The organism is Neoluteolibacter marinus, from assembly GCF_014904755.1.
Taxonomy (GTDB): domain Bacteria; phylum Verrucomicrobiota; class Verrucomicrobiia; order Verrucomicrobiales; family Akkermansiaceae; genus Haloferula; species Haloferula marina.
Genome location: NZ_JACZFQ010000006.1, coordinates 50155 through 75942, shown reverse-complemented (window position 1 = coordinate 75942; position 25788 = coordinate 50155). Strand labels below are relative to the sequence as shown.

Annotated in this window: 15 protein-coding genes; 10 read left to right on the top strand and 5 right to left on the bottom strand. The window is 63.5% G+C overall.

Translation table 11 applies throughout. From position 1 onward, the window contains the following. Positions 1–110 precede the first annotated feature (110 nt). Together priA and IG178_RS01465 are read left to right on the top strand one after the other, a co-directional pair. Positions 111–2408 carry a replication restart helicase PriA gene (gene priA / locus IG178_RS01470; protein WP_193210717.1) on the top strand — a complete coding sequence of 766 codons (2298 nt, stop codon included), beginning with the start codon at positions 111–113 and terminating at the stop codon, positions 2406–2408. 207 nt (positions 2409–2615) lie between these two features. Further along, entirely contained in the window at positions 2616–3494 is an 879-nt protein-coding gene (locus IG178_RS01465; RefSeq protein WP_193210716.1) for a hypothetical protein, read from the top strand. Positions 3495–3681: 187 nt separating this feature from the next. Here the strand turns inward: IG178_RS01465 and IG178_RS01460 are convergent, their stop codons facing one another. Then, positions 3682–4764 (bottom strand): PLP-dependent cysteine synthase family protein, encoded by a 1083-nt coding sequence (locus IG178_RS01460; RefSeq protein WP_193210715.1) that lies wholly within the window; start codon positions 4762–4764, stop codon positions 3682–3684. A gap of 140 nt (positions 4765–4904) precedes the next feature. Further along, a complete protein-coding gene (locus tag IG178_RS01455; protein WP_193210714.1) occupies positions 4905–5762 on the bottom strand; it encodes a class I SAM-dependent methyltransferase in 858 nt (285 codons plus the stop codon). A 332-nt stretch (positions 5763–6094) separates the two neighbouring features. On the opposite strand from IG178_RS01455, the gene IG178_RS01450 reads away from it, so the two are divergent. From IG178_RS01450 to IG178_RS01440, 3 genes are all read left to right on the top strand, one after another. Next, positions 6095–8806 (top strand): right-handed parallel beta-helix repeat-containing protein, encoded by a 2712-nt coding sequence (locus IG178_RS01450; RefSeq protein WP_193210713.1) that lies wholly within the window; start codon positions 6095–6097, stop codon positions 8804–8806. A gap of 293 nt (positions 8807–9099) precedes the next feature. Beyond that, positions 9100–10422 (top strand): WD40 repeat domain-containing protein, encoded by a 1323-nt coding sequence (locus tag IG178_RS01445; protein WP_193210712.1) that lies wholly within the window; start codon positions 9100–9102, stop codon positions 10420–10422. A gap of 517 nt (positions 10423–10939) precedes the next feature. Continuing rightward, positions 10940–12478, top strand: coding sequence for a hypothetical protein (locus tag IG178_RS01440; RefSeq protein WP_193210711.1), 1539 nt, complete (start codon positions 10940–10942; stop codon positions 12476–12478). Positions 12479–12516: 38 nt separating this feature from the next. Here IG178_RS01440 and IG178_RS01435 read toward each other — a convergent pair whose 3' ends face one another. Further along, a complete protein-coding gene (locus IG178_RS01435) occupies positions 12517–13881 on the bottom strand; it encodes a serine hydrolase domain-containing protein (RefSeq protein WP_193210710.1) in 1365 nt (454 codons plus the stop codon). 304 nt (positions 13882–14185) lie between these two features. On the opposite strand from IG178_RS01435, the gene IG178_RS01430 reads away from it, so the two are divergent. The 5 genes from IG178_RS01430 to IG178_RS01410 all read left to right on the top strand — a co-directional run bounded on the left by IG178_RS01430 (position 14186) and on the right by IG178_RS01410 (position 22392). Then, positions 14186–15331, top strand: a complete 1146-nt coding sequence (locus IG178_RS01430) for a hypothetical protein (RefSeq protein WP_193210709.1) — start codon at positions 14186–14188, stop codon at positions 15329–15331. A gap of 50 nt (positions 15332–15381) precedes the next feature. Beyond that, positions 15382–18459: a Calx-beta domain-containing protein gene (locus IG178_RS01425; RefSeq protein ID WP_193210708.1), complete on the top strand. Its 3078-nt coding sequence runs from the start codon at positions 15382–15384 to the stop codon at positions 18457–18459. A gap of 733 nt (positions 18460–19192) precedes the next feature. Then, a complete protein-coding gene (locus IG178_RS01420; protein WP_193210707.1) occupies positions 19193–20074 on the top strand; it encodes a hypothetical protein in 882 nt (293 codons plus the stop codon). Between the two features lie 47 nt (positions 20075–20121). Next, a complete protein-coding gene (locus IG178_RS01415; protein WP_193210706.1) occupies positions 20122–20928 on the top strand; it encodes a hypothetical protein in 807 nt (268 codons plus the stop codon). A gap of 12 nt (positions 20929–20940) precedes the next feature. Further along, positions 20941–22392: a hypothetical protein gene (locus IG178_RS01410; protein ID WP_193210705.1), complete on the top strand. Its 1452-nt coding sequence runs from the start codon at positions 20941–20943 to the stop codon at positions 22390–22392. A gap of 177 nt (positions 22393–22569) precedes the next feature. Here IG178_RS01410 and IG178_RS01405 read toward each other — a convergent pair whose 3' ends face one another. Beyond that, positions 22570–22731 (bottom strand): hypothetical protein, encoded by a 162-nt coding sequence (locus IG178_RS01405; protein WP_193210704.1) that lies wholly within the window; start codon positions 22729–22731, stop codon positions 22570–22572. A 313-nt stretch (positions 22732–23044) separates the two neighbouring features. Continuing rightward, positions 23045–25726, bottom strand: coding sequence for an FG-GAP-like repeat-containing protein (locus tag IG178_RS01400; RefSeq protein WP_193210703.1), 2682 nt, complete (start codon positions 25724–25726; stop codon positions 23045–23047). Positions 25727–25788 lie beyond the last annotated feature (62 nt).

The window sequence follows — 25788 nt, the reverse complement described above, 5'->3', positions numbered from 1 at the left end:
CTCCCCGAATCGGCCTCCGCGTCCCTCACTGCGACCTCTGCGTCTCCGCGGTTCGTTCAATTCAACGTTCCATGTTGGACCTCGGAGCCCCGATGTTCCCAGAATAGCTCGTGCCCGCCGCCCGCGTCCTCATCGACGGCCCTTCCGAGCTCGTCTTCGACTACGCCATCCCCGATGGCCTGCCGGTCGTACCCGGCTGCCGGGTCCGCGTGCCGCTGCGCAACAAGTCGTCCAACGGCACCGTGCTCGACGTCGTCGAAAGCCGCGACCTCGGCTTCGCCCTGCGCCCGCTCGAGTCGCTCAGCGACCCCGAGCCGCTGATCACCCCGAAGCTGCTCGAAGCCGGCCGCTGGATCGCCGGTTACTACGGATGCAGTATCGAAAGCGTTATCCGCGCCCTGCTGCCGGAAGCCGTCCGTACCGAGGACAATTCCGCCAAGGTCCGCAAGTTCGTCACCCTCGACACCGACCCGCCGCCCGAGGTCCTCGAAAAGATCGCCAAACGCGCCCCCAAGCAATCCACCATCCTCGCCCTGCTCGCCGTCGCCCCCGACCGCAAGATGGCCCTTGCCGACCTCGGCGACGGCGCCTCCGCTTCCGTCAAATCCCTCGTCAAACAAGGCCTCGTCCGCCTCACCGAGGAAGAAGTCCGCCGCGACCCCGAAGCCGATGGCTCCGAGGAAATCCTCCCCGACACCCCCATCCCTCTCAACGACGAACAACAGGCAGCGCTGGAGGCGATTCTCGCCGCAAGTGCCAAGTCCGAAGTTCCAAGTGACAATCCCCCCTCGGCCGAAGGCCGCACTCCACCACTGATCACTGATCACCGATCACTGATCACTCCGGCAAAGCCGGTACTTCTCCACGGCGTCACCGGCTCCGGCAAAACCGAAGTCTACCTCCAGGCCGCCCGCCACACCATCGACCAGGGCAAGACCGTCCTCGTCCTCGTTCCGGAGATCAGCCTCACCCCGCAGACCGTCCGCCGCTTCCGCGCCCGCTTCGCCGACGTCCAGAACCAGGTCGCCGTGCTGCATTCGAACCTCTCCCAGGGCGAGCGCTTCGACGAATGGCACCGCATCCGCAAGGGCATCGCCCGCATCGTCATCGGCGCCCGCTCCGCGGTCTTTGCGCCGCTTCCCGACCTCGGCCTGATCATCGTCGATGAGGAGCACGAGAACTCCTACAAGCAGGACCAGGTCCCGCGCTACCACGGCCGCGACGTCGCCGTGCTGCGCGCTTCCTTGGAAAACTGCACCATCGTCCTCGGCTCCGCCACGCCCTCGCTGGAGTCCTTCCAGAACACCCTCGAGGGCAAGTACCAGCTCGTCCGCCTCGCCAAGCGCGCCGACGGCCAGTCGCTGCCGCTGATCCGCGTGCTCGACATGAAGCTGGAGAAGCAGAAGCAAAAGGGCGGCATGGCGATCCTCTCCGACCGCCTACGGGTCGCTCTCGAGCAGCGGCTGGAGAAGAACGAGCAGTCGATTCTCTTCCTCAACCGCCGCGGCTTCGCCCGCTCGCTGCAGTGCCCATCCTGCGGCCACGTCTGCACCTGCCCGCACTGCGCCCTCGCCCTGACCTACCACCGCGAGGACGAACGCCTGATGTGCCACATCTGTGGCCATCAGGCCGTGGTCCCGCGCAAGTGCCCCGAATGCCGCGACCCGGCGATCGCCCTGCAGGGCTACGGCACCCAGAAGGTCGAGGAGGTCCTCGCCAAAGTACTACCGAAGGCGAAGATCGCCCGTATCGACGCCGACGCGATGCGCCGCAAGAATGCGCTGCGCGACCTGCTCAACGCCTTCCAGGCGCGCAAGATCGACATCCTCATCGGCACCCAGATGATCGCCAAGGGCCTGCATTTCCCCAATGTCACCCTGGTCGGCATCCTCAATGCCGACATCGGCCTCCACGTTCCCGACTTCCGCGCCGGCGAGCGCGTCTTCCAGTTGCTCACCCAGGTCGCCGGCCGCGCCGGCCGCGGCACACTCGAGGGCGAGGTCATCGTCCAGACCTTCACCCCGCATAGCCCGAGCATCCAGTTCGCGCGCCACCACGACTTCGACGGCTTCGCCGAGCAGGAACTCGACATGCGCCGCCAGTTCCGCTTCCCGCCCTTCACCCGCTGCGCCGTCCTCACCAGCCGCTCCACCCACGAACGCCGCGCCGAGTTCACCCTGCAAACCCTGCACCGCCGCCTCAAGGAAGACCTCCCCCCCGGCCTCGAACTCGGCGAACCCATGCCTAGCCCCTTGGTCCGCTCGCACGGCCAGTTCCGCTTTCAGCTCATGCTCCGCGGACCGAAAGCGCGGAGCCTCACGAAGCACGTTCAGCAGGTCCTCCAGAAGACCACCCTCCCTGAGGATGTCACAGTGGTCTTCGACATGGACGCCTTAAGCTTCACGTAAGGACCAAGGACATTGCTTCATCCGAGTCAGCGAGGTTGATTCGCTCATCTTTCCGGGCTACACCGCAGATATCCGCCTAAGATCATCGCATGAGCCATCCTTGACACCAACCTACCGCAAGGAAGACCACTTGACCCACAAGGGAACAATCTCGACGCTTACCAGCATGACGTTTCATGACGTCCGATCTGACATCCGCACGCACCCATGCATCCAGACCCGACCCGTGAGCCCCCGATCGATCACGCCCTCGACCACTACATGGAGGAACAGGCATTGGCATGCGCAGCCGCCAAAGCTGGATCGGATCATGAAAGGGCGGCCATCGAGAGGCTGCGCCGTCTGAGGGAAGCTCTCATGACCAAGCGGGCAGACCACCTCGCTGAGGTCACCGCCAAACGCCACGCCCGTGGAGAGATCTACAGCGATGCCAGGGTCGCAGCCATCAACTCGATGGGGCCGAGCAAGGATGAGTTGGATCATAACGTGAAGCTCTGCTTCGAAGGCCAGCCGGACGCATTTGGCATCCTGAAGAGCTACGCCATGACAAGCTTCGGCTACGCACTGGTCTCCCAGCGCAACCTCCTTTCCCACACCCCTGATGACATTCTGGCCCGCGCACATGAGATGCTGAAGGCGGAGGAAGCTTTCGCTACGGAATGGCTTGATGCCATCGGAGATCCCGAGTTCAGCCGAGAGGTCCGGCAATCGCAGCGAGACACCATCGCCATGTTCCGCACCGCCTCATCAGGCATGTTTCTCGTCACCGAACCGGCGTGCCCGCTCACCGAGGACATAGACGCAAAGGCCTTGGGCCGCGCATGGAACAAGCTCGACTCCCTCTCGCGGGAATTGGGTGTAAAGCAGCTCTCGGCATTTATCGGCATCGCCGGGCAATCGTTCTCTGACAGTTCGACCGTCGATGAGCTGCTCCCAACGATCGAATCACTGGCCCATGCCCTCAAGGAAACCCAGCTGAAGATACCGTCGAAAGGAGTCGTTCGCACGTCACTCGAAGGCATTCGCGCTGCCCTGGTCTGGCTCCGGCCACGAAAGGGGCGTGCCCACTTCGAAGTGGATCTGTGATCCTCTCGAAGTTGGACTCGAAGGTGTTTTTCCCCGGCTGGTGCAGGTTGACGTGCGCCCTGCTCCCGGGCAACTCAATGGAGCCACCCGGGAAGAACTCGATCCGGGAATGAAATACGCCCATTCGGGCATGCGACCAAGACCCGTCCCCCGTGGTGCTGCCGGAGTGAGCGGGACTTGCCGTATTTCACCCGGCCGGCATCTGCGCACCCGGGGTCGAGCGGGAGAGCGCAATTTCCTCGTCGGTCATTTCTTCGGCGATGCCTTCGAACAAGGGTGACGAGAGATAGCGCTCGCCGGTGTCCGGGAGCATGCAGAGGATCACCGATCCCGGCTCCGCCTTCTCGGCGACCTGCAAGGCGACGGCAAAGGTCGCACCGCCGGAAATGCCAGTGAAGATCCCTTCCTTGGCCGCAAGCTTGCGCGACCACTCGATGCCGGCGGGACCCGCCACGGGAACCAGCTCATCGTAGAGTTCGCCATCGATCGCTTCCTGCAGCACGTAGGGAATGAAGTCGGGCGTCCAGCCTTGGATCGGATGCGGCTCCCAGGCGCTGTGGCTCGCGGCCGGCGAGTGATCGCCGTCGTTGCGTTGCTGGGCGACGCCGCTTCCGATCAGTCCGGCATTGGCGGGTTCGCTCAGCACGATGCGGGTGTCCGGGCGCTCCCGGCGGAGCGCACGGGCAACGCCGGTGAGCGTGCCGCCGGTGCCGTAGCCGGTGACCCAGTAGTCCAGCCGTTCGCCGTCGAAGTCCGCGAGGATCTCGCGGGCGGTTGTGTTCTCGTGGACCATCGCATTGTCGGCGGTCTCGAACTGCCGTGCCAGGAACCAGCCGTTCGCTTCCGCCAGTTCCTTCGCCTTGCGATACATGCCGAAGCCCTTCTCCGCGCGCGGTGTCAGCACCACCTTGGCACCCAGGAAGCGCATCAGCTTGCGGCGCTCGATCGAGAAGCTGTCCGCCATGGTGACCACCAGCGGGTAGCCCTTCGCCGCGCAGACCATGGCCAGCCCGATGCCGGTGTTGCCGCTGGTCGCCTCGACCACCGTCTGCCCCGGCTTCAGGTCCCCGCGACGTTCGGCCTCCTCGATGATGCTGATCGCCAGCCGGTCCTTGACCGAACCGCCGGGATTGAACGCCTCGGCCTTGACGTATAGTTCGACGTGATCCGGTGCGAGCTTGTTGATGCGGATGCAGGGCGTGTCGCCGATCGTCTCGACGACCCCGTTGTAGCGGCGGCCGCGGCCTGATGTGCTGCGGGATTGGGTCATGATGTTAGATCGTTGGGAATTGCGTGGGCGGATGCGAATGCCTCCAAAAAAGGCAGCGGAAACCCTACGGCATTCCCGCTCGCCGGGTCAATTTGCAATCCTGTCCCCCGCCCAATCGACACGGACGAATCCCGGACCAGTCAGCCCGGCGCGATTCCGGTGGCCAGTCCGTGGACCTCACGAAAGTAGAAGTCAGGGGAGCGGAGGATGTATCGCCCGCTATCTGGATCCCCGATCTTCGACCTCCATTCGTCCCGCTCCCTGGCCGGCAGCCCGACTTGCTCGGCGAGAGAGGCATACAACTGCAAGGCCGAAGCGAGGAATTCCGTCTCCACCGGCGACAGCGGATGACGGAAATCGCCGACGTGGCTCTCGAAGCGGATCTCTTGAAAACCCGCCGCCCGTAGATGGGCGGGAAGATCCACGGTGAAAAGCGCCCCCGCCCCGAGAAGCAGCGGACTGTCGCGCAAGGCTTCAAGGAGATGCCACCTCAGCGCCGGGTCGAAGGGACCGAAGTGAAGTCCCACGTTGTCGAATTCCTTCACCGCCAGCAATCCGCCCGGTTTGAGGACACGCCTCAGGCCACCCAGCAGCGTTGCGAGAAGCGGCTGCTGAAAATACTGCACCGTGTTGGCACACCAGATCGCATCGAAGCCGCCATCCGCAAACGGCAGCTCGAGGACCGATCCCTGGACCACCTCGACCGGGCACGCGCAGCGGCCTGCGGCGACCAGTTCCTTCATGGCGGCGACATTCTCCTCCGCGAGGTCGATGGCCACGATCTCCCCCCCGGGCCCCACGATTTCACTCAGCAGCGGCAAATAGCTGCCGCTCCCGGCACCCGCATCCAAGACCCTCCATCCCTCCCGGATGCCACTGGCATGCAGGATCCTCTCATACTCTTTCCGGGAGGCCTGGAAATGGATGTCGAGCCAGCCGGCCTCCACCATCTTTTGTCCGGTCGAAGGATTTCCATGGAAGCTGGAAGGAGGAATCATCGCGAGTTGGAACCGAAGGACAGGAACGGACCTGATGTCCCTCCCGGCCGGGCCAGAGACTAAGGGATGCACGCATTCCCCTCAATCTTCCTCGCGGGCAAACTCACTGCGGAAGACGCAACGGATGGGGCATGAAGGCGTAGCTTTCGAGCCGACTCCAACGTCCCCGCTTGCCTCGCCCTCATTGGCCCCGTCCCAGGGAAGGGATTCCCGGCCTCAAGAACTTCCCTTGCGTCCCCGGATCTGCGACAAAGCGGCGCTCTCTCTGTTTCCGCCACCCAAAGGGTGGAGCAGAACATCTTGCTTTCCTCTCCCAGATCCACCCATCCGTCATGTCTTGCCCCGGAGCCTGCTACACCGTCGCCCTACTCTCACTCCTCATCCCCGCCGCCACACAGGCGGCCATCCTCCGGGTCGATCCCGGGGCCGCGGGCTCCAACAACGGAAGCTCCTGGGCGAACGCCTACTCCAGCCTGCAGACCGCGCTGGCCAATGCCTCCCCCGGAGATGAAATCTGGGTCGCCGCCGGCTCATACAAGCCCACCACCGGCAGCGGCCGCACCGCCACCTTCTCGCTGGCCAGCGGGGTGGCGCTCTATGGTGGCTTCGCCGGAACCGAGACCCTGCGGGAAGAGCGGGACTTCGCCGCGAACACGACCACGCTTTCGGGAAACATCGGCAGCTCCGGATCGCGCACCGACAACTCCTATCACGTTGTCACGGCCGACGGCGTGAATGCCTCGACCATCCTTGATGGCTTCACGGTTCGCGCCGGCCATGCCGACGGCACAACGCCGCACGACTCCGCGGGAGGCATCCGCATCCTCAATGGCGCGTCCCCGCAGATCACCAACTGCCGCATCGTGGACAACCAGGTGGACGAGAACGGCGGGGCGGTCGGCTGCGATAGTTCCAGCCCCACGCTGACGAACTGCGAACTGTCCGGCAACCGGGCGGGACGCTTCGCGGGCGGCTTCTACAACGTCGGCACGTCCACCGCCACCTTCGTGAGCTGCACCTTCGCCGGAAACATCGCCGCGAACACGGGCGGAGCGATCCACAACTCCTCGACCGTGGATTTCGACAGCTGCCTGGTCTGGAACAACAGCGCCAGCGGCGTGACGAACACCATCCCGGCATCCATCTACAACTCGACGCTCTCGACCCGGAGCTTCGACTACTGCCTGTTCCAGAACTACGACCTGACCTCCACCGGCACAGGCAACCTGAACGGAACCCTGGGCGGAAACAACCCGCTCTTCCTTTCCGCCGTGTCGCCCGCCCTCGCACCGAATGCAAACGGGGACTACCAGACCGACACCGGCTCGCCGGTGGTGAACCAGGGCAACGACGCGGCCAACCCCGAGGCTCTCGCGCTGGAAGGAAACCGGCGCAAGATCGGCACCATCGACATCGGCGCCTATGAGCGGCAGATCGTCGTGCATGTCGACAAGTCCGTGCCGGTCTCCGGTGATGGATCCACCTGGGCGAACGCCTTCAAGTATCTCAGGGACGCCCTCAACGCCACCGGCCCGGGCTACGAGGTGTGGATTGCGGAAGGGACCCACTACCCGGATGAGAGGGTGACGCCGGACCCCTTGTTCTCGCGCGACTACAGCTACTTCCTGCCGGACGGATGCGCCATCTACGGAGGTTTCCCCGCCGGCGGCGGCGATGGAACCTTCGGAGCGCGGGATTTCGACGCCTACGTCACCATCCTGTCGGGTGACGTGGATCAGAACGATACGTCCAACCTCGGCAACCGCGGCGACAACGTGCGCCACGTGATCAACTCCGACGGCGACGGGCCTGACACCCTCCTTTCCGGGGTGACGATCAAGGGCGGCGCAGCCAACGACAACCCGCCCTTCGGCACGACCGGCGGCGGCCTCACAGCCCGCAACGGCAGCGAAGCGCAGTTCATCGACTGCATCTTCATCGACAACTTCGGCAGCACCGGCGGGGGCGTGTATGTGAACGCTTCCTCGCCGACCTTCACCCGCTGCAGGCTGGAGAGGAACTTCAGCGGTGCTGGCGGCGGCCTCCGCTGCGACAACGGCGCCACGCCCGTTTTCCACGCCTGCAACATCCTGGCCAACTACAACAGCGCGGGCATCTACGTCGTCGACTCCTCACCCGGGTTCTTCGACTGCCTGGTCACCGGCAACCAGAGCACCAGCAACGGCGGCGGTGCCTACATCCAGGGCTCAAACGCGAGCCCGACCTTCGTGAACGTCACTTTCTCGGGCAACCGCACGACAGGCCCGGGCGGCGGATTCAGCTGCTACTCGGACGCCACACCCACCTTCTTGAACTGCCTGATCTGGAACAACCGCTCTTCCCAGGGAACCGGCGTGCCGCTCTCGTCCATCCACCACGCATTCGACGCCACGCCGAACTTCTCCCATTGCATCGTGGAGAACCTGTCCAAGGCGGATCTGGACAGCTCCGGTGCCAGCCCGGACACCAACTACAATCCTGCCGACCCGCTCTTCGTCACGCCACTGGACCCGGGCGAGGCGCCGAGTTCGCTGGGTGACTTCCGCCTCTTCGCCGGTTCCGCCGCGCTCAACCTTGGCAGCAATGCGGACAATCCCTACGCTACCGATTTCGAAGGTGGCACCCGCATCGAGGGCGGCACCATTGATCTTGGCGCCCACGAGGGCAACGTGCCCACCACCTTCGACCTCATGTATCCCGCGTTGGATCCGGACGAAGACGACAACGGCAACGGCATCTCCAACCGGGTGGATTACTCCGTGGGCGCGAACCCCACCGCCCCGCATGACCCATCCCTCTACCCAGCGCTGGATGGCAGCCGCTTCAACTACGGCTACCGCGCGGGCGCAGCCGATGTGATCCCCCTCCCTCTAAAGTCCCCGAACCTCGAGGACTGGTTCCAGATGCTTTCCGGGACGGACTACACCCCCGGCGCCATCATCACCTCCGGCGGCCGCACCCTTGTCGAGATCGACCTGCTGATCGCCCCGCCAACGCCTTCCCGCCAGTTCTACCGCGTCGACTTCATCACGTCGCTGCCGTGAGCGCCGGGAAGCTCCGAAGGGTAGTCGCCAAGCGGAATCTGGCAGCCGGGCGGGACGATGGATGCCTTGGCCAGGTACTTTGTATCCTGCCGCCCGGGGCTGTCGCAGGCGTTCATCGGCACCTTGAGCGCAAACAGGCCGGCGGCTCACATCGTCCCGATGATGATCAACCCTTGGTCGGTCCGCCTCTCGCCGGGATCGCATCCTCCCTTCCATGATCCGCAGCCTCGATTCGCACCAACCCGCCGGAACCTGCTCCCAAACGCGCCCGACATCGGCTATCACTCCGTCCCATGAACACAGCCCGTTTCCGTACCTTGGCGACCATGCTCCACCTCGCGACGGCTCCACTCGTCGCGACGTCCGACGCCGCTGCGGCACCGGAGCTGGGGGAACTCCAAGGCGTTTGGAAGGCGAGTTTCAACAACGACACCTCCCGCATCATCGTCCAGATGCGCGATGGAAACCTCGGCCTCTGGGATAGCGACAGCGGTGAGGCCATCTCCGGGGAACTGGGGAGCCTGACCGCGAAAGGGCAATACGTCGTCGACTCCGGCGCCCGGCGGGTCCTGATCGGCTTCGAGGACGGCAAGTCGCGCGTCTTCGATTTCAAGAACGGCCAACCGCTGTCTCCGCCCTTGGACGCGAGCTTCATGGAACACCGGGCGCCCGCTGCCGTTTTCACTCCCGACGGATCGCGGGTCGCCATCATGGACAAAGGCGGATCCTGCCGGATCTTCGAAGTGGCGACCGGGAAAAGGGTGGCGGACATTCCATTGCCGGCTGGATCCGAGGAGCGCGAGATCGAGCCCCGGATCCTCTTCACCCCTGATGGAAAAACCACGCTGCTCCTCGACCCCACCGGAACGCTCCACAAGCTCGATGCCGAATGGAAGCGATCGGGAAGCCCGATGGTTCACCCGAACAAATCCGCTTACCACATTGCCGCGTCGGTGTCGGATGACGGGCGTCATGCCGTCACCTTCGACTCACCCGGCGAGAACGGGCCGGATGGCGAGCTCCAGCTCTGGGACCTGGCAACCTGCCGTCCGCTCGGCGACCCCGTCAGCGACCAGAACGGAATCTCGGGACAATTCCTCGCCGGCAATGACCGCCTGTTGATCGCTCCCGGACGAGGCGAGACCCGGGTGGTCAAAATTCCCTCGCTGGAACTCGAGTTCAAGCTCCCCCGCCATGACAATGTCGAGGCCAGCCGCGCGCTGGTCACGGCCGATGGCAGCAAGGTCTTCAGCTTTGGCTACGACCCGAATGTTCGGCTGACGGATCTCGGAACCGGGAAGCATGCCGGCATTTTCTCATCTCGCGCCCGGATCGAATCCATCCTCACGGGCCCCGATGCCTCGACCGCGTGGCTCGTTTACGACAACACCGCCTTTCTGCTCGAGGGCCACCATGACGGCTACGTCATCCGCCTCGACCTGAAAACGATGAGGCCGGCGGCGTCCCTCCGCCTCACCGACTACCTGCACCGCACGATCCTCTCGCCCGATGGAACACGACTGATGACCCACACCGGCGGATCGGACCGCGAGCGGGTCCGGGTGTTCGACGCCGTTTCCCTCAAGGAACTCTCCGTCACCAGCGCCGGCCACTGACCACCCTTCGCAGCAGGCGACCGTTCATTGTTGAGGTTCCACGCGGTGGCATCTCCCGTGGCGACGGCGACCGCATTTGCAATCTGGACACCCTCGCCCAGCCACAAAATGACGGCATGATCTCCAATCCTTTCGTGGCATCATCGCACTATCTTCCCATCCCCCGGAGTGATCTTCGCCGGATCGCTCCACGCGATCCAACGTGATTCGGAAGAGGACAGGATGAGAATCCCCGGCATGGGAATCTACGGGAACAAGGTTCACGCCGCTGCAGCGCAAAGCTTCCTAGAAGGGTCTTGGCGAAGGCATAACGATTCCAAGGTCATCCCGGGACCCATCGTGCAAGATGCCATTCCGTGCGGGTTTTCTCCCCCGATTCGCGACTTTCCAGATAGACCGAATGCATTGTTAGGCACCTGCGGCCAGAACTCTCTGGCTTCCGCGAAGGGCCCGTGTTTGTTTGGAAAACATGTGGACGAGGCATTTCGGCCGGTTCGGCCTTCAGCACTCCCTTCCATTGAAGATTACAGGATGGCTACCGGTACTTGCGCTTCTGGTAATCCTGGCGGCCAAGGCACGGGCATTCGACTGGACCACGTGGGAATCCCCCTTCGAGGGAGCCACCGGATCGGAGATGCATTTCGTCGAGGACGGCCGCCTGCTCTTGCTCTACCTCGAACACGGGCCGTCCGCGCCGTCGCGCACCCTGATGCTGGCTACCTATGACCGGGGATCGATCATCAGCGTCCCGGTGGACGTCGTCGGTCCCACGGACCGGTCCTCGGATGCGCATCAGTTCCGCTTGGTCGGCCATGGCCCGGATTGCTGGGCGGTGTGGCGCACCGAAGCGTCGGACGGATCGAACAGCCTTCGTGCCGCGCGTGTGGCACCCGGAGGCAGCAGCTTCGCGATCGAAACCGTGGCAGGTAGCGACACGGGTTACGATTTCGACGCCTACGTGGCGGAGGATGGCTTCCCGCGGGTTTTCCACACCGTTCTCAATGCCAGCTCCGCCTCGATCTCGCGACGTCGCTCCGACGGCAACTGGGAGACGGCCCCGGTTCTCGCGACGCCTCCGAACACCTACATTTCCGATCTCGCCCTCACAGGACATGGAGGTACGACCCTCGAAGCCATCGCCTGCAGCGTCGAAAACCTGACGGCCAGTGGAACGGGCAGCGGCTACCGGTCCATCCTCGATCACTACCGCGCGGTGGAACCATCCGACTGGTCGACGCTGTCGCTCACCTGGGGAGGTCAGCTTTGGGAAAACGAGACCTACCCGCAGAATCGTTCGATTGCCACCAATCTCCGGACCCGGTGGACCCCGGACGGTATCCTCGCGGCAACCTACTCGCGGTGGCTCGATGGCACCGCGGTCCTCGCCCTGCTCGACTCGGGCTATCTCGAGCGGCAGAAGTACTATTTCGGCGCCGCGGGCACCACCGCCGCCGGGACCAACCTGGCCTGCGGCGACCAGGGCCGGATTTTCGTCACCTATGACACGTCGGGCGGCCCCGCCTACCGGATCTGGCAGGATGGATCGTTCTCGGCCACCGAAGTCGTGGAAGAACTCACCATCCAGGCTTTCGCCCTCGAAACCGATGTCCACGGCTTCCCGTGGATCGGCGGGGTTCAGACCTCCCTGGTGGCGTCGCCGACGCTGCAATTCGGCACGCCCGAACTGAACACCGACGTCGATGGCGACGGCCTGATCGGGTTCCTCGAGGAGGCCTTCCACTCCAACCCCCTCGTCTACGATCCCCAGAACCATCCGATCATCGGCACCGACGAATTCGGCGGCCAAACCTATCTCACCGTGGCGTATCTGGGGGACTCGGGTGGAACCGGCGAGAATCCCTACACCACCAGCCAGTATATCTACGCCGTCGAGGTCTCGCCGGACCTCGACGAGTGGTCGTCGGATCCCGCCGATGTGGTTCACGAGGACCGCTTCACCATTTCAGGACGCGGAACGGTGAACGTGGTGCGCAGCGCATTGCCCCTTGGATCACTCGCGGGACAGTACATCCGGGTGAGGGTGGTGGCGCGGTAGCCGGAAGGATCCTGTTACAAGCCGCGCACGGATGAAACTCACGGTCCGGCCACGCCGATCTTGGCGGGACCGAAGGGTGCGTCGAGCCGCAGCTTCTTGTTGAGCGTTCCGACATAGGGCTGCTCGCCCGGATGGAACTTCAAGCGGGTTCCGCCGGTGACATGGTTCATCGCCTTGTCCAGGCTGCCGTAGGCGGTGTCGTAGCTGCCGATTCCCGACGTCGGATCGACCGCGTCCCAACCCACCCACTGGCCGTCGATCGCCAGCGTCGGCCAGATTCCCACCCCCCCGAGCTGGGCGTCGACCGCCTGACCGATCATGTCCCCGATCCAGTTGCCCGGGGAATTCAGCAGCCTCTCGTTGCAGATCACCACGATGTCGACCCCCGGCACGGTCGACGAATCGATGATCGTCGAGCTGCTTCCTTCCATGTCGCCGATCCAGCGCTGGTTGTAGTCCGCCATGTAAGCCAGCATCGTTGCCGCGCTCGCAACCACGAAGCTCGACCCATACATCGCCTCGACGTTCATGCCGCCGTAGGGCATCGAGACATCTTCAAAGTCCGGATCATACAAGTTCGGCGAATCCACCGCCGAAAAGTAGTGCGGTTCGCGGAGCCCGACCGTGCTGAACGGCTGGCCCAGATAGAAATCCGTGACCGGTATCCAGCGGCTTTGCCCCAGCAGGTTCTGCCTCAGGTAGGTATAAAAGTTCTGGCCGGTCAGCTCCTCGATCACCAGGACCAGGACGTTGAAGCTGAAGTTCGAGTAAACGGCATTCCCCTGGGCATCCCCTGCCCCCGGATCCGTCGCGAGGTTCCGTCCGAGCGCGTATTGGACCATTTCCTCGACGGTGACCGGCGGCGGGTGGCCCTCGTCGCCATCCAGCCCCATGGCCTGGTAGATCTGCTGGGTCTCCCAGACATGATCGGTGGCCCATCCCGCTTTCATCTCCATGAGGTGCTTCACGGTGATCTGCTTCATGCGCTCGTCCTGGAGCGACGGCCAGGGATCGAAATCGAGGATCCCTCCGCCTTCCTGCCCGAGATCGAAGACCGGGGTGTTGTCATCGAGTCCCTCGGCCTTGAGCTTCTTGATCGCCTCGATGACGAAGACCTTGGACACGCTGGCCATGCGCATGGTCGCGTTCTCCGGCATGGGCACCGTGGCGTTCGCATCCATCCAGCCGAAGCCTCGCTGATAGATCACCCGACCTTCCTTGGCGATGCCGACCGTGCAGCCGTTGAGGCTGTAGTTGTCCATCAGCTGCAAGACGACGTTGTCGACAGCTGCCAGCTCCGGCACGGGGTGCCCGGTCACGGGCAGATCACCGGCGGGCGAGGCGAGAGGGGAAAAAAGCAGTGCCAGGGCACTGAACAACAAGGGAGCGGGGTTCGATTTCATGGCAGATGAGGTCTCGGATATCGATGAGCCTGACCTTCTTTCGCGATTCCGCCGGGCCGTTTGCAAATTGACCCCTTTTTCCACACTCCACCCATCATCGGCAGCAACGGGAAACCGCTTCGACAAGTGATCTCAGCCAAATTCAGCCTTGCCGCAAGACAACCTTAACTCCCATTTTCGACCGGTCGCCGGCACTGCCGTGGACCGCCCGCCCGCCGGGTGACAATCGTTAACTCCCCTGCCCCTCCCTCCGGTGAGGTTTCTCCATGCCACATGGAGAAAGGACCGCCGAACCTACGACTTCATGAAGCCGACATTGATTCTTTCCTGCTTGCTGACCCTGCCCGCCGCAGCCGGTGATCTCATGGTTCCAGACGCCATGGAAGGAGGATGGAGATGGTCGCTCTCCGCAGGTCCTTCCTTCCGCAGCGTCGGATCACTCAAGATCAACGCCGGCTACCGCAGCTCCCTTTACGACATCCCCTCGCTGGTGGGGATCGACACCACGGACATCCCGGCCATCGGTACCATCGGCGACTATGCCGAACGCGAGTACAATGACGGCTACGTTCGCCAGGACGGCGGCACCGCCATCGACGGATCCACCTGGTATTGGGGATATGACAATGGAGGCCAGGTCCAGGGTGACCGACTTGCCTTTTCCGCGACGGGTTTCCGGAGCGTCCGGAGCGATATGGGATCTTCCCGGGGCCTGGGTGCCGCGAGCCGCGACCACCTCCAAGGCATCGCGCCGCACATCCAGCTCGACGGTGTCAGCCCGCACGAGGTTGGCGGCTTCCAGCTCGGGTTCAGCCTCGGCTTCGACTTCACGAAGGTCGATCAAACACTGGCCTTCTCCAGCCTCGCGCAGACCCAGAGCCGCGACGACTACCGCCTGGACTACACGGACTACTTCGACCTCGACGGTGTCATCCCACCGCTTGCCCCTTATGGCGGAACCGTCGGAGGTCCGGGGCCACTGATTGGCAACCTTCCTTCCGACCGGGTCGTTACTGAAACCCTGATCGGTTCGGAATCGGCAATCGTTTCGAACCTGGCCAACGCCTCGATCGACATCAATGTCGTCACGGTCACCCTCGCCCCTTCACTCAGCCGCACTTTCGGGCCCCTCGATTACAGCATGCAGGCGGGATTGATCCTCAACGTTTACCAGTGGGACGCGCGGCAGAACGAACGCCTCACCGCCGCCACTTCCGCGGGGAAGGCGGTCCTCGGCAGCTGGAGTGAAAGCAACTCCGGGACAAAATTCCGTCCCGGGCTGTTTGCCCAAGCCGATGCCGCCTACCGCATCGCCGGGGACCTTTCCCTCGCCGCCTACCTCCGGTTCGACGTGGCCTCGGAGTTCCGGGCCCAAGCCGGCCCCACCGTCTACAAGTTCGACCCGACCGGCATGGCGACCGGATTCATGGTTCGCTACGATTTCCCGTGATCAACATTCCCGCTGCCAGAAACCTCCGGATGATCACGGCCCGCAAAACCATGCGTCCCCTGCTTCTGCTGCTTGCGGGCTTTGCAATGCAGGCGAGCGCCCAGTCCCTCAGGCTGCTCGATGTCATCGGAAACCCGGGTATCGCCGACGGAGAGACCTCCTTCGCCCACACGCTCGATTGGGATGAGTCCGAGATCCTGGTGGGGGCCCCCGCCGCCCTGCACGTTTACGACTCGGAAAGCCGGAACCACAAATACCGGCTCAGTCGCAGGGAGGATTTGCCGACCGGGTATTCATACAATCCGTCGGTTCTCACGACCCCCGGTCACTTCCTTGCTGTCGCCTCCCGCGTCAACCGGCAGGAGTTTCTCCAGGTCTTCCGGAGGAGCGACGGAAGCCTGGAGCGCACGATCTCCGCGCCATCGGGCTCCAACTATCAGCCCGGATTCGGCTCGGCGCTCGCCCGCCAGGAGAACCGCTTGTTTGTCTCAGTCCTGCACAACACGCCGCCAGGGGGATCCTCGGCAACCGGGGCGATCTATGAGTATGACCTCCAGACCTGGGAACAGGACGCCCGGGTCTTCCGTCCGGGCGACGGCGAGTGGTTCGACGGTTTCGGGGACGCGATGGACGTGGAAAACGGCATCCTTGCCGTGGGAGCCAACCGGAAAGACAACTTCAAGGGAGCAGCGTATCTGTTCGACACCGAATCGAGGGAGTTGATCGCAAAGATCCAGATGCCGGTTCCTGCGGCCAACGAGTGGTTCGGCACCGACGTCAGGCTCAAGGACGGGAAACTCTACGTCACCAGCCGCAGCGCCGTTTGGGAGTACGAGGCCGCGACCGGCGCCTATGTCGGCAAGTTTTCCCCCGTGCCCGCCGCGGGCTACTACGACTGGTTCGGGTCGGGCGTCGAAATCGTGGGTGACGGACTGCTGGCCGTCTGGTCGGATGCCGCGCTCTATCAGTTCGATACTGCCACGCGCCAGCAACTTGCCGCCTTTCCCGACCCCTTCGGGGGCGATACCGTTAGCGCTGGACCGGGCGAGATGAAGGCGCGCGGCGATGTCCTGCTGTCAGGAGCCCGTGGCGGCACCGCCCCTGAAACCAGCGGCGGTGCGATCCTCGTCATGACCACTGCCCCCACCGGAGCGGTGCTCACCGTGCCGGATGCAACCGGCTCCGAAGAACAGGCCGGCGTCACGATCACCCTGCAGCTCGACCCGCCCGCCAGCGGGGACGTCACCGTCAACTACCAGACAAGGCAGGAATCGGCACGCGCGGGGATGGACTTTATCCCCCGATCGGGAAGCCTGACCATTCCCGCGGGCGAAGCCACGGCCACGCTGGCGATCGACATCATCGACGACAATGACTGTGAGGCGGAAGAGCGCTTCTTCCTCGATATCCTCGGAGGCTCCGGAGCCAGCATCCCCCCGCTCGAAGTCGCGATCAAGATCACCGACAACGACGCGGCGATTGCCATCCCGACCGGGTCCGGAATCTCGCTGAATCTTCCCGATTTAGCCGGCGACGAACTCGGCGAGGTTGTCACAGCCTGGGGCAACGTGGCTTATGTGGCCGTCGACGATCTCGATGGGAGCGGCTTGTTTCGCGGAGGGGTCCGTGTGGTCGATCTTCACAGCAAGGACCAGGTCGCGGAGATTCGCCCGGACGGCTTCATCGACGGAGCCCGGCTCGGATTGGGTCTCGCCGTCGACAGGGATCTGCTCGCGGTAGGGGTCCAGAACTCCCTGGAATCCCCGAACCTGCCCGCCGTCTATCTTTATGATCGCGAGTCCCTCTCGCGCCGATTGATCCTGCTCCCGCCCGACGCCAACTACATTGGCTTCGGCTACCAGATCGCCATCGGACCGGAGCACATCCTGGTCGGCATGCCCTACGAGGACCAACGCGGCTACCAGGTGGGTGCAGTGCTGGTCTACGACCGTGCGACCGGAGCTTATCTCAGCCGGATCGAGTCACCGACCCCGGACCTCGGCAGCCAATTCGGAGCGTCGGTCACCTTCGGGGGAGACCGGGCCGTGATCGGGGCCGAGGGACGCATCTACAGCTTCGACCTCCATGACAACAACCGTCTGCTTTTCGAGGTGGAGACGGGCACACGGGACACCTCCCACATCACTTCCGACTTCGGGGAGATTGTCCAAGCCAACGAAGACTACATCGTCGCGGGAAATCCGTGGGACGACACGTTCCAGGCGAACTCCGGTTCGGTTCTTATTTTTGACGCCCGCACCGGAGTTCACATCAATACGATCCGGACCCGGTATTCGAGCGCCAATTCCAGACTCGGCCGCTCCCTGTCGCTGATCGGGAATCTGCTCGCGGTGTCCGGGGAAGTCGCCGGGATCGACCTGGTGGAAATCCCTTCCGGCCACCTTCTCACGCATTTCGAGGTGCCACGCAGCCTGGTCAGCTCCGGGTTCAAGCAAAGCGTCACCCTAACCGAAAGCCATGTGGTCGCGGGATTGCCGTGGGGGAGAAGCAACTACAACGGACGGGTGATCGCCTTCCCTCGCGAAGCGTTGGAACTTTCCTTCTCCGGCACGCTCACAACCGATCGCCAGAGCGGTTTGCTGGTCGGCAAACTCGAGGAAACCAGCACCCTGCAATCCCCCCCGTTCCGTATTTACGTCCGGGGCCTCCCGCCAGGTGTAACCCTGGCGAATGCCGCGGGAACGGGTGGTCCGGATTCCGCCCCCTACATCCTCTACAATCAGCCGAGTGCCATGGGGAGCACACTTGACCTCACGCTCGAGTTTCTGGTTTCCGACCGCAATGCCTCGTTTTCCCCGGAGTTTGAAGTCGAGCTTCTGCCGGAGGCGGAAGCTACCTGGAAACCTGCGAATGCAGGAACAGCGCCCGCGCGGATCACCCGTCTGCCCGATGGCAGCGTCATGCTCGAATACGATGTCGTGCCGGGGGAGTCCTATCGCATCGAGTATACGCCGGAGCGAGGACCGTGGGTCCCGGTCCCCGGGGAAGTCTCGTCACCCACCCAACGGATGAGATGGATTGACAACGGCCCGCCGAAGACATCGTCCCATCCATCGTCGACACCCTCGCGGATGTACCGCCTTGTCGGCCCACTTGCACCCGAATGAACGAAGTTCCGGCCTCGATAATCGGGAGAGCCGCTCATTTCCTGCCTGGCGATGCTGCCGGGGAATGAGTTTCCGGATTTTGTCAGGTTCGACCGCGGCTGCCACGAAAGGCCCGCAAGGCGCTTGAAATTGATCCCGCCGGACCATTCATCCAATACGGCATCCGGCTGACAATGGATATTTTCCATATATTTCCTTACTATCTTACCACTCCATTACAGGACAAACCACGCTCCGGCCAAATTATCACCCGAGCAATCTTGACGAGACCGAATCCAATCGGGTATCCACCATCCATGGTATAGCCCCCGATACCCCCGATGGATTCGTCAACCATACCCCTCCTGAGAAGGCTTGTCTCTCACATCATCCCCACCCAGCGATTGTTAGATCGCGCTTATCTCGGGGATCTTGCACGCGCCGAGCGGGATCGATCGATTGCCGGGATACCCGCGGCTTCCGGATTTATCGGCACAATTCGGCCGAGCCCGCTCCAACTCGCGGGCCAGGAGATCGACCTCAGGACGTCGGTAGCCACGAAGCAGTATTCGCGGACGGGGCTTGACCTGCACTTCCTGGGCAGGGTCTCGACCTCGTTCATCGAAGCCTCATTTGCCTCAGGCACCTCCACCGGAAATCGTCTCGTTGTCTCCGTTGTTTCCCAACCTCTTCCCTCCCGAGAACCAAACTGACCTGATCGATGCCAACCAACAACCTCCCCGCCATCCCCCCCATGTCCGCGGACCGGCTGACGAGCCAGCTCTACCACCTGCCGGCGATCATCGGCCGGCTCGGCTTGAGTGTCGCCAATGCCCAGAAGGCGTTGAACGCTGACTACACGCAAAACATCAAGGAACTGATCGCGGTCATCAAGGACCTGATCCCGGCAAGCGACCCCGACACGAGGGCAACCGTCGAGTCCTTCATCAGGCAGCTCGCGCCGAGCCGCTACCAGTTCACCGAGACCACCCTCGATTTCAGCGCGGACCTCTCGGAGTCGCTCGACGTGGCGGGCTCGATCGGGCTCGGGGCCGGCTTCGGGGCGGTCGTGGTCAACGCCGGACTCTCGGTCGGATTCGGCCGCGATTACCGTGCCGCGGCGCGCATCAAGACGATCCTCCACGCCATTCCCGCCGACGAACAGTCGACCGCCATGTTGTTGTCGCAAGCCGACAAACTCACGAGCGACGGAGTCACCCTGCCGCCCCGAACCGAGGCATCAACCGCGGTGAACAACAATCTGCGCGACATCGTGAGAATGACCGGCGGTGCCGATCTACCGAAATTGGCGCCTGAAACGCCTCTCTCTCCCTTGGCTCGGATCCAGCGAGCGGCCAAGGATGCCAAGGACTTCAGGGTCTCCGCAGGGAAGTTCAAGGATGTTGCGGAAGATGAGGCGACCTCCGCCGAAGGCAAGACGGCCGCTGCCACCGAAGCTCGCAACGCGGCTCGCGCCGCACGGGCGGCCGCGGACTCCGCCAAGGCCGACCTGGATGAGGTCGAGGACTCGCAGTCCGAAGCGGCCAAGGCCCTCGTCGAGGCGGCCGACGCGGATGCCAAGGCAGCGGATGAAGCCGCCACCGCCGCCGAGAAAGCTGCTGGCAGCGGCAACTAGTTTCACCTCTCCGCCACGAACCATCCCGAGCAGCGACTCCCCGTGACATGGAAAGGACACCCAAGCAAATCTGGAACGATCTTCGCCGGCAGGAAGTGAGCGGCGGGGAATGGGAAAACAAGGGCCTGGAAAAGTTCGAGAAGCTCCGGTTGCTCGTCGACGAGATGATCGAGGCGCTCTACGAGAACGGTTCGGGGATCGACAGCTTTTTCCAGGCGGTGGGCCAGGGTGTGGTCGATGCCCAGCGTGGACTTGACGAGCAGACCCTCGACTACCTGGCCGACAATCCGGTGGTTCCCACCACCTTCCGCATCCCGAAAACCACGGCGGAGATTCATTTCTCGGCGAAGCAGCGGACATCCGGAAGCTTGCTGGCCCGAGTGTTCTCCCGAACCGAGGAGCAGGAACAGATGACGCGTCACAGCGTCCAGTTCGAGGTGGTCGCGGTGCCGCCCCCCCCGGAGCTCCTGCAGGAACTCAACACCTGGCTCGCGGGATTCGTGGTCACGAACCTCGCCATCCGCCGCTTGGTTCGTGACGGCTTGGTGCGCTTCGCCAGCGATGCGACACCCGACTCCAAGAAGGAACGGGCCGATCGACTGGTGACATTGTTCAACCGGACCATCGTCTTGCAAGGGGGTGGCAGTTTCGGCCTGTTGCTCCTTTTCGAAGACGGCAACGATGAGAAGTGGAAGATCGACGGGCTCAGCATCGATCCGACTGCGCCGGCGGACGCGACTTTCTGGTTGGCCCAGCCCCTGGTCGCGGTCGCAGGTGGCATGGCGAAGCATCTTGCTCCGTTTCTCACCGTGCAGCAGAGCCGGCTCGATCTTCTCGATCCAAGGGCGTCTTGAATTCCTCCCGAGATGAAAGAGTTGGGCGCCGAGGGGATCCGCGAAATGATCTGTGACCTGGCGATCCAGATGATCCGGGGCGATCTCACCCTGCGCGAGCTCGGGGCGATCCAGTCAGCCGGCCCGGGCATCCGTCCGGGACTGCTCGTTCCGCGCCGGATGCGGGGAAAGCTGGACCTCTCGCTGAACGTGGACAAGGAGAGCGGCTTCCTGTTCTTTGTCTTCAAAAGGCAGAGATGGGCGGCTCTCCAGTTCGCGGCGGAAGTCGAGCTGGAGCCGACCCTCGATAAGAGCGATCGACAGGACCTGCGTCTCTCGGTGGTTCCTCCGGCTCCCCTTCACCAACCGGCAGTCCCCAACGTCGCCATGGTAACCCTGCGTCTGCCCGGCGACATCTACCTCTGGGCCCATTTCCCCGGCTCCGGGGATGAAGCGGTGGTGGCCTTCGGCGGACCCGATGTCCCCCCACCTGCAGACGACTTCATCCACCTCGACGACACCCCTTCACTGCTTTTGGAGCGACTCCTTTCGGCCATGGCATCCTGGGTGGGATCGACCCAAGGAGATCGCGTCATTCCGCCTCCTGTCGGTGAAGTCCGGGCACCTCATGGTGCCGTGGACACCTCGGTTGTGCTGCAACAGGTTCCGAACACTTTCGCAGGATTGTCCGAGGCAGGGATGGGCAGCGGCTGGGAGAAACGTGCTCCCGACCTTACCGAAAGAAGGCGTCGCCTTGATCTGATCCATCCGCAGCTTCCACCGTGGTTCCACGTTTCCGGGTTCCGCGGGAGGATCGCGATGTGGGTGACCCCCGACGGCAGGATCGCGGTGGACGAGGATGATGGCAAACCGCTCAAGCTTGCCTACGATTATTCCCTGCATCGACGGGCGAGCCACGCGGAACTCCGGTTGCGCCCCTTTGCTCCCGACTTCCACGTCGATGGGCCGTTTTTCGATCAAATCATGCGAGGCGTCCGCGCCAAAATGTCGGATGGCCGCCCCCCCCGGCGCAGGCCGAGGCGACGCGTTGGCAAACCCGGCTCCGGCCCCATGACCCTTTCCGCCGAATTGCGGGATGATGACTTCGCTGATATCCTGACAAAGGCCGGGCTCTTCCACGTCCGGCATCGACCGGAGCTGGACACTTTCTTCCGGTCCGGGGAATTTGCGGCAGGCTGCGCGGTGATCCGCGCCAAGCGGACCACCGCATTCGACGAGGGGCTGGTGGTGCTGATCCGGGGAACCATCGTCCACCCGGCTGCCGCATGGTTCATCTTCAGCCTGGATGCCGGAAATCTTGGTGCATTCAATCCGACCATCCGCGACATCCGGCTCGAGGCGGGATTCAATGGCGACGACCGGATTTTTCCGAGGTCGGGCAGGGAGAGCCTTTCCCGCGAATTCCGGAACTACCTTACCCGGCTACTCAGGGCGATGCACTTCTGGGACGAAGCACTCGGCTAGATCCAAGACATGTCGACAGGTCAATCAGAACACCCCGGGATGGACGGGAAGCAACCCGATCAGCGGGGGCAATCGGCCTCCTCAGGTCCCGGTGGACTGCTGGCGGAGTGGATCAAGCCGCTCGTGGCAGCATGGGCTGAGCTGCGAAGAATGATCACCTGCCGCTTCCGGACAAATTCAACGGCTTTGGTTGAACACAGGCTCGCCGAAGAAATACCGCTGCCGCTCGCCACCGGGAAAACCCTCGGTGATCTCAAGCGGTCTCTGGAAGAAGCTTCGAGGCACCAGCTCGCGGATCGTCTCGACCAGTTGCGGGCCGCGAACTCCGGGCAGGCTCATGTCGAGATTTCCTGCCGGCTGCTGGCGCTCAGGCCAGCGGGTTCTCTCGCGCCAGGTGCCCCCCGCTTCTCGGAGATCGAATCCTCTCGGTCGGCGTTGTTCTATCATTCGGTGCCGTTCCGGTTCGACCCGTGCCGGGCAAACGCACCCCGTTCGACACCACCATCAGCATAAGAGTCCTCGCGAGAATTGGCGGAGGACGCTCGGGGATCCGAACTGCCTCCATACCTTTGAATTACCCGTGTCGGGAACTTGGACCACTTCTCGACGGCCAAAAGAGCCGAGGTCGAACAGAGGCACATAATTCGGCGGCCTATTGCTGGGCAGCAAAGACACCACTTCCGTGGTTCTTCCATTCGACAAGAGTCCCCCTCACGTCGGCGACGATGTCGGGATCGCCATCTGCATCGACGTCCTGCACGAAAGCGAAGTCGATCCAGTTTCCCGTATAGGTCGGGTCATCGAATCGCTCGAAGGTCTCGTCGATGAAGTGGCGGCTGCCGTGGTTGATCAGCAGCACGAAGCGGTGTGCGTCGGAATCGGGCGAAGCCAGCGTGACCAGGAGATCGCGGTCGCCGTCCCCGTCCAGATCCTCGGCATCGTAGTCGTAGACGTCCCATCCGTCGGGGAGTTCCAGCTTCAACGCATCCGCCCCGTAGGTCCCGCGGTTCGAGCCCCACAACACGGTCGCCGGATCGGTCCCGACCTCGGCCCCGATCGCCAGGTCGAGGAAGCCGTCGCCGTCGAGATCGAAGAACTCACTCGCCCAGATATTCCCCTCCCAGACGTCCCCGACCAGCTGGTTGACGGGACTGAAGCCACCGAGACCATCGTTCGCGAGTATCAGGTTCACGCCCCCGAGATCCGCCGGAGCCGCAAGGAACAGGTCGAGGTCGCCATCGTGGTCGAAGTCCCCCAGAGCGCCCGCATGATGAAATCCAGTATGTTCCGGATAGCTCACCGTCTGGACCGTCCCGCCCGGAGATGACAGGAGAACCTTGAGGGGCGCGCCGGGGAATGGATCCGCGTCGTAGCCATGGTCGATCAGCACGGCGTCGTCCACCGAGTCCCCGTTGAGGTCGCCGACCAGGAGTTTCCGCGCATGGATGCATCCCGGAACGCCACCGGCAAATACCACGGACCCGTCCGACCGAGTCCCGTCCAGGTCGCGGGTCAGGGTCGCCGGGAATGGATCGAAGGTATAGGCGGCCCCCGGGAAGACGAGCACGTCCCCCTTCCCATCGCCATCAAAGTCGCCGTAGCCGAAGGCCGAGATGAAATCGAAAAACCCGTTACCGAACTGGTAGCGGTCGATCCAACGGTAGTTCGCCTGCGCCTGGGTATAGGATGTTCGCAGATGGATGCCTGGATCCGGCGCAAGCTGCAGATTCTCCGGTCCCCGCAGCCGCCAGAACCTCCGGGCTCCTGCGGCCGGAACCTCCATCGAATTCGGGCCGATTACCGGATGAAAGGGCATGCCTTCCGTCGACCAGTTCTCCGTATCGTCCGTCCCCTCGATCACGAATTGGGCAAAGGGATTGCCCGGGAAGCCGAGCGCGGCCACTCCCTCGCTTGCAAAGGCGACGACCTCGATCTGGAGCGTGGATAGCACCTGATCCACCGCCAAGGCTTCGGGTGCTCCCGCGGAGAGCACCACCGGCGATGCTTCCAGCGGATCGATGGTTCCCCCGAAAAGGCTCGGAAGAAGCAGTCCGTCGCTGAAATCGGCGAAGACGACGCGATAGCTGTCATAAGGAAGCCCCGACAACACGTAGCTCCCGTCTTCGCCGCTGAGCGCCCGTTGGCCCACTTCCTCCCAGTCCTCGGTCGTAGAGTCGTAGGCGATGGCTTGCACCTGGACGCCGGCCACCGGTTGGCCGGTCGCGGCGCTTCTCACCACCCCATGGATCGAACCGGCGTGCATGACGACCGACGCATCGGCCTCCACAAGTGATCCTACACCTACCGCGATGTCGGCTGCCGATTCGAGGTCGGCCCCGCTGACAAATGCCGGCAGGTAGACGCCACCCGCCTCGTCGAGGAAACCAACCCGGTAGGTCCCGGCGGCCAAGCCGGAAAGCGTGTAGTCGCCGCCCGGTCCGCTGCTCGTCGATGCGACGATCTCCCATGCTCCCGACGTGCTGTTCCAAAGATAGGCCTGAACCGTGATCCCTTCCGCACCTGGACCACCGGCGAGCCCCACCTGACCGGAAATGGTCCCGGCGGGCACCAGCGCGAGATCGATCCCGAATAAATCCGGGTCGGGCACAACCGGCGTGGCATCTTCCACGAAAGTCTCCGCCGTGAAGAACCGCGGCGCCCTGAGGCCGGCTTCATCAAGGGCCCGCACCCGGTAGCTGGCACCGGGGTTCAAGCCGGTCAGCGTGTAGCCACCGAAGGCATTGGTGGTGGTCCGGCCGACCACTTGCCAGCGCCCGAAGGCTTCGCGAAAAACCCAAGCCTGCACCGAGACTTGTCCCAAGGCAGCGCCACCCGGCGAGGCGGTCACGTGACCTGAAATGGAGGCGCCCTCGGTTTCGCGGAGGTTGAGCGTCAGGTTTCCCGTCGCCCCGTTCCACCCGGCAACGAGGATGAGATACTCGACACCCTCCTCCACCTCGAAGGTCACCGCCGTTCCGTCGTCGGGATCGTCGTCGGCAGCGACGATCACGAGGTCCCCGTAGCCAGTGCCGACCGCCACGGCGAGCCGGTTCTGGAAGTCGCTGCCGTCGGTGTCGAATCGGACCACCCCATCGGCCGGGGATGTCACCCGGTACCAGACGGTGGCCGCAAGCGTCGGGTCCAGCGCGATTTCCCCCGCCTCGACCGTGGCTCCCAGCGTGTTTCCCGAGACGGTGATCGGCAACGGCTGGTCCACCACGATCTCCCCGGCGTCGGCGAAATCATCATTTGCGGGAACCGCCGCCAGGGGCAGCATCAACATCGGGAAAAACGCGGCGACGCCTTTGGCAAACCGGAGAGGGGCAAAGCGCATCCCGGGTTCTGCGATGCGATCCGCGGAGGGTCAACCGTTCGTCCCCAACGGGACAAACGAAG

Coding starts and splice junctions, on each gene's coding strand:
- IG178_RS01465 (WP_193210716.1), top strand. CDS start 2,616: ATGCATCCAGACCCGACCCGTGAGCCCCCGATCGATCACGCCCTCGAC.
- IG178_RS01460 (WP_193210715.1), bottom strand. CDS start 4,764: ATGACCCAATCCCGCAGCACATCAGGCCGCGGCCGCCGCTACAACGGG.
- IG178_RS01455 (WP_193210714.1), bottom strand. CDS start 5,762: ATGATTCCTCCTTCCAGCTTCCATGGAAATCCTTCGACCGGACAAAAG.
- IG178_RS01450 (WP_193210713.1), top strand. CDS start 6,095: ATGTCTTGCCCCGGAGCCTGCTACACCGTCGCCCTACTCTCACTCCTC.
- IG178_RS01445 (WP_193210712.1), top strand. CDS start 9,100: ATGAACACAGCCCGTTTCCGTACCTTGGCGACCATGCTCCACCTCGCG.
- IG178_RS01435 (WP_193210710.1), bottom strand. CDS start 13,881: ATGAAATCGAACCCCGCTCCCTTGTTGTTCAGTGCCCTGGCACTGCTT.
- IG178_RS01430 (WP_193210709.1), top strand. CDS start 14,186: ATGAAGCCGACATTGATTCTTTCCTGCTTGCTGACCCTGCCCGCCGCA.
- IG178_RS01425 (WP_193210708.1), top strand. CDS start 15,382: ATGCGTCCCCTGCTTCTGCTGCTTGCGGGCTTTGCAATGCAGGCGAGC.
- IG178_RS01420 (WP_193210707.1), top strand. CDS start 19,193: ATGTCCGCGGACCGGCTGACGAGCCAGCTCTACCACCTGCCGGCGATC.
- IG178_RS01415 (WP_193210706.1), top strand. CDS start 20,122: ATGGAAAGGACACCCAAGCAAATCTGGAACGATCTTCGCCGGCAGGAA.
- IG178_RS01410 (WP_193210705.1), top strand. CDS start 20,941: ATGAAAGAGTTGGGCGCCGAGGGGATCCGCGAAATGATCTGTGACCTG.
- IG178_RS01405 (WP_193210704.1), bottom strand. CDS start 22,731: ATGAGCCTGCCCGGAGTTCGCGGCCCGCAACTGGTCGAGACGATCCGC.
- IG178_RS01400 (WP_193210703.1), bottom strand. CDS start 25,726: ATGCGCTTTGCCCCTCTCCGGTTTGCCAAAGGCGTCGCCGCGTTTTTC.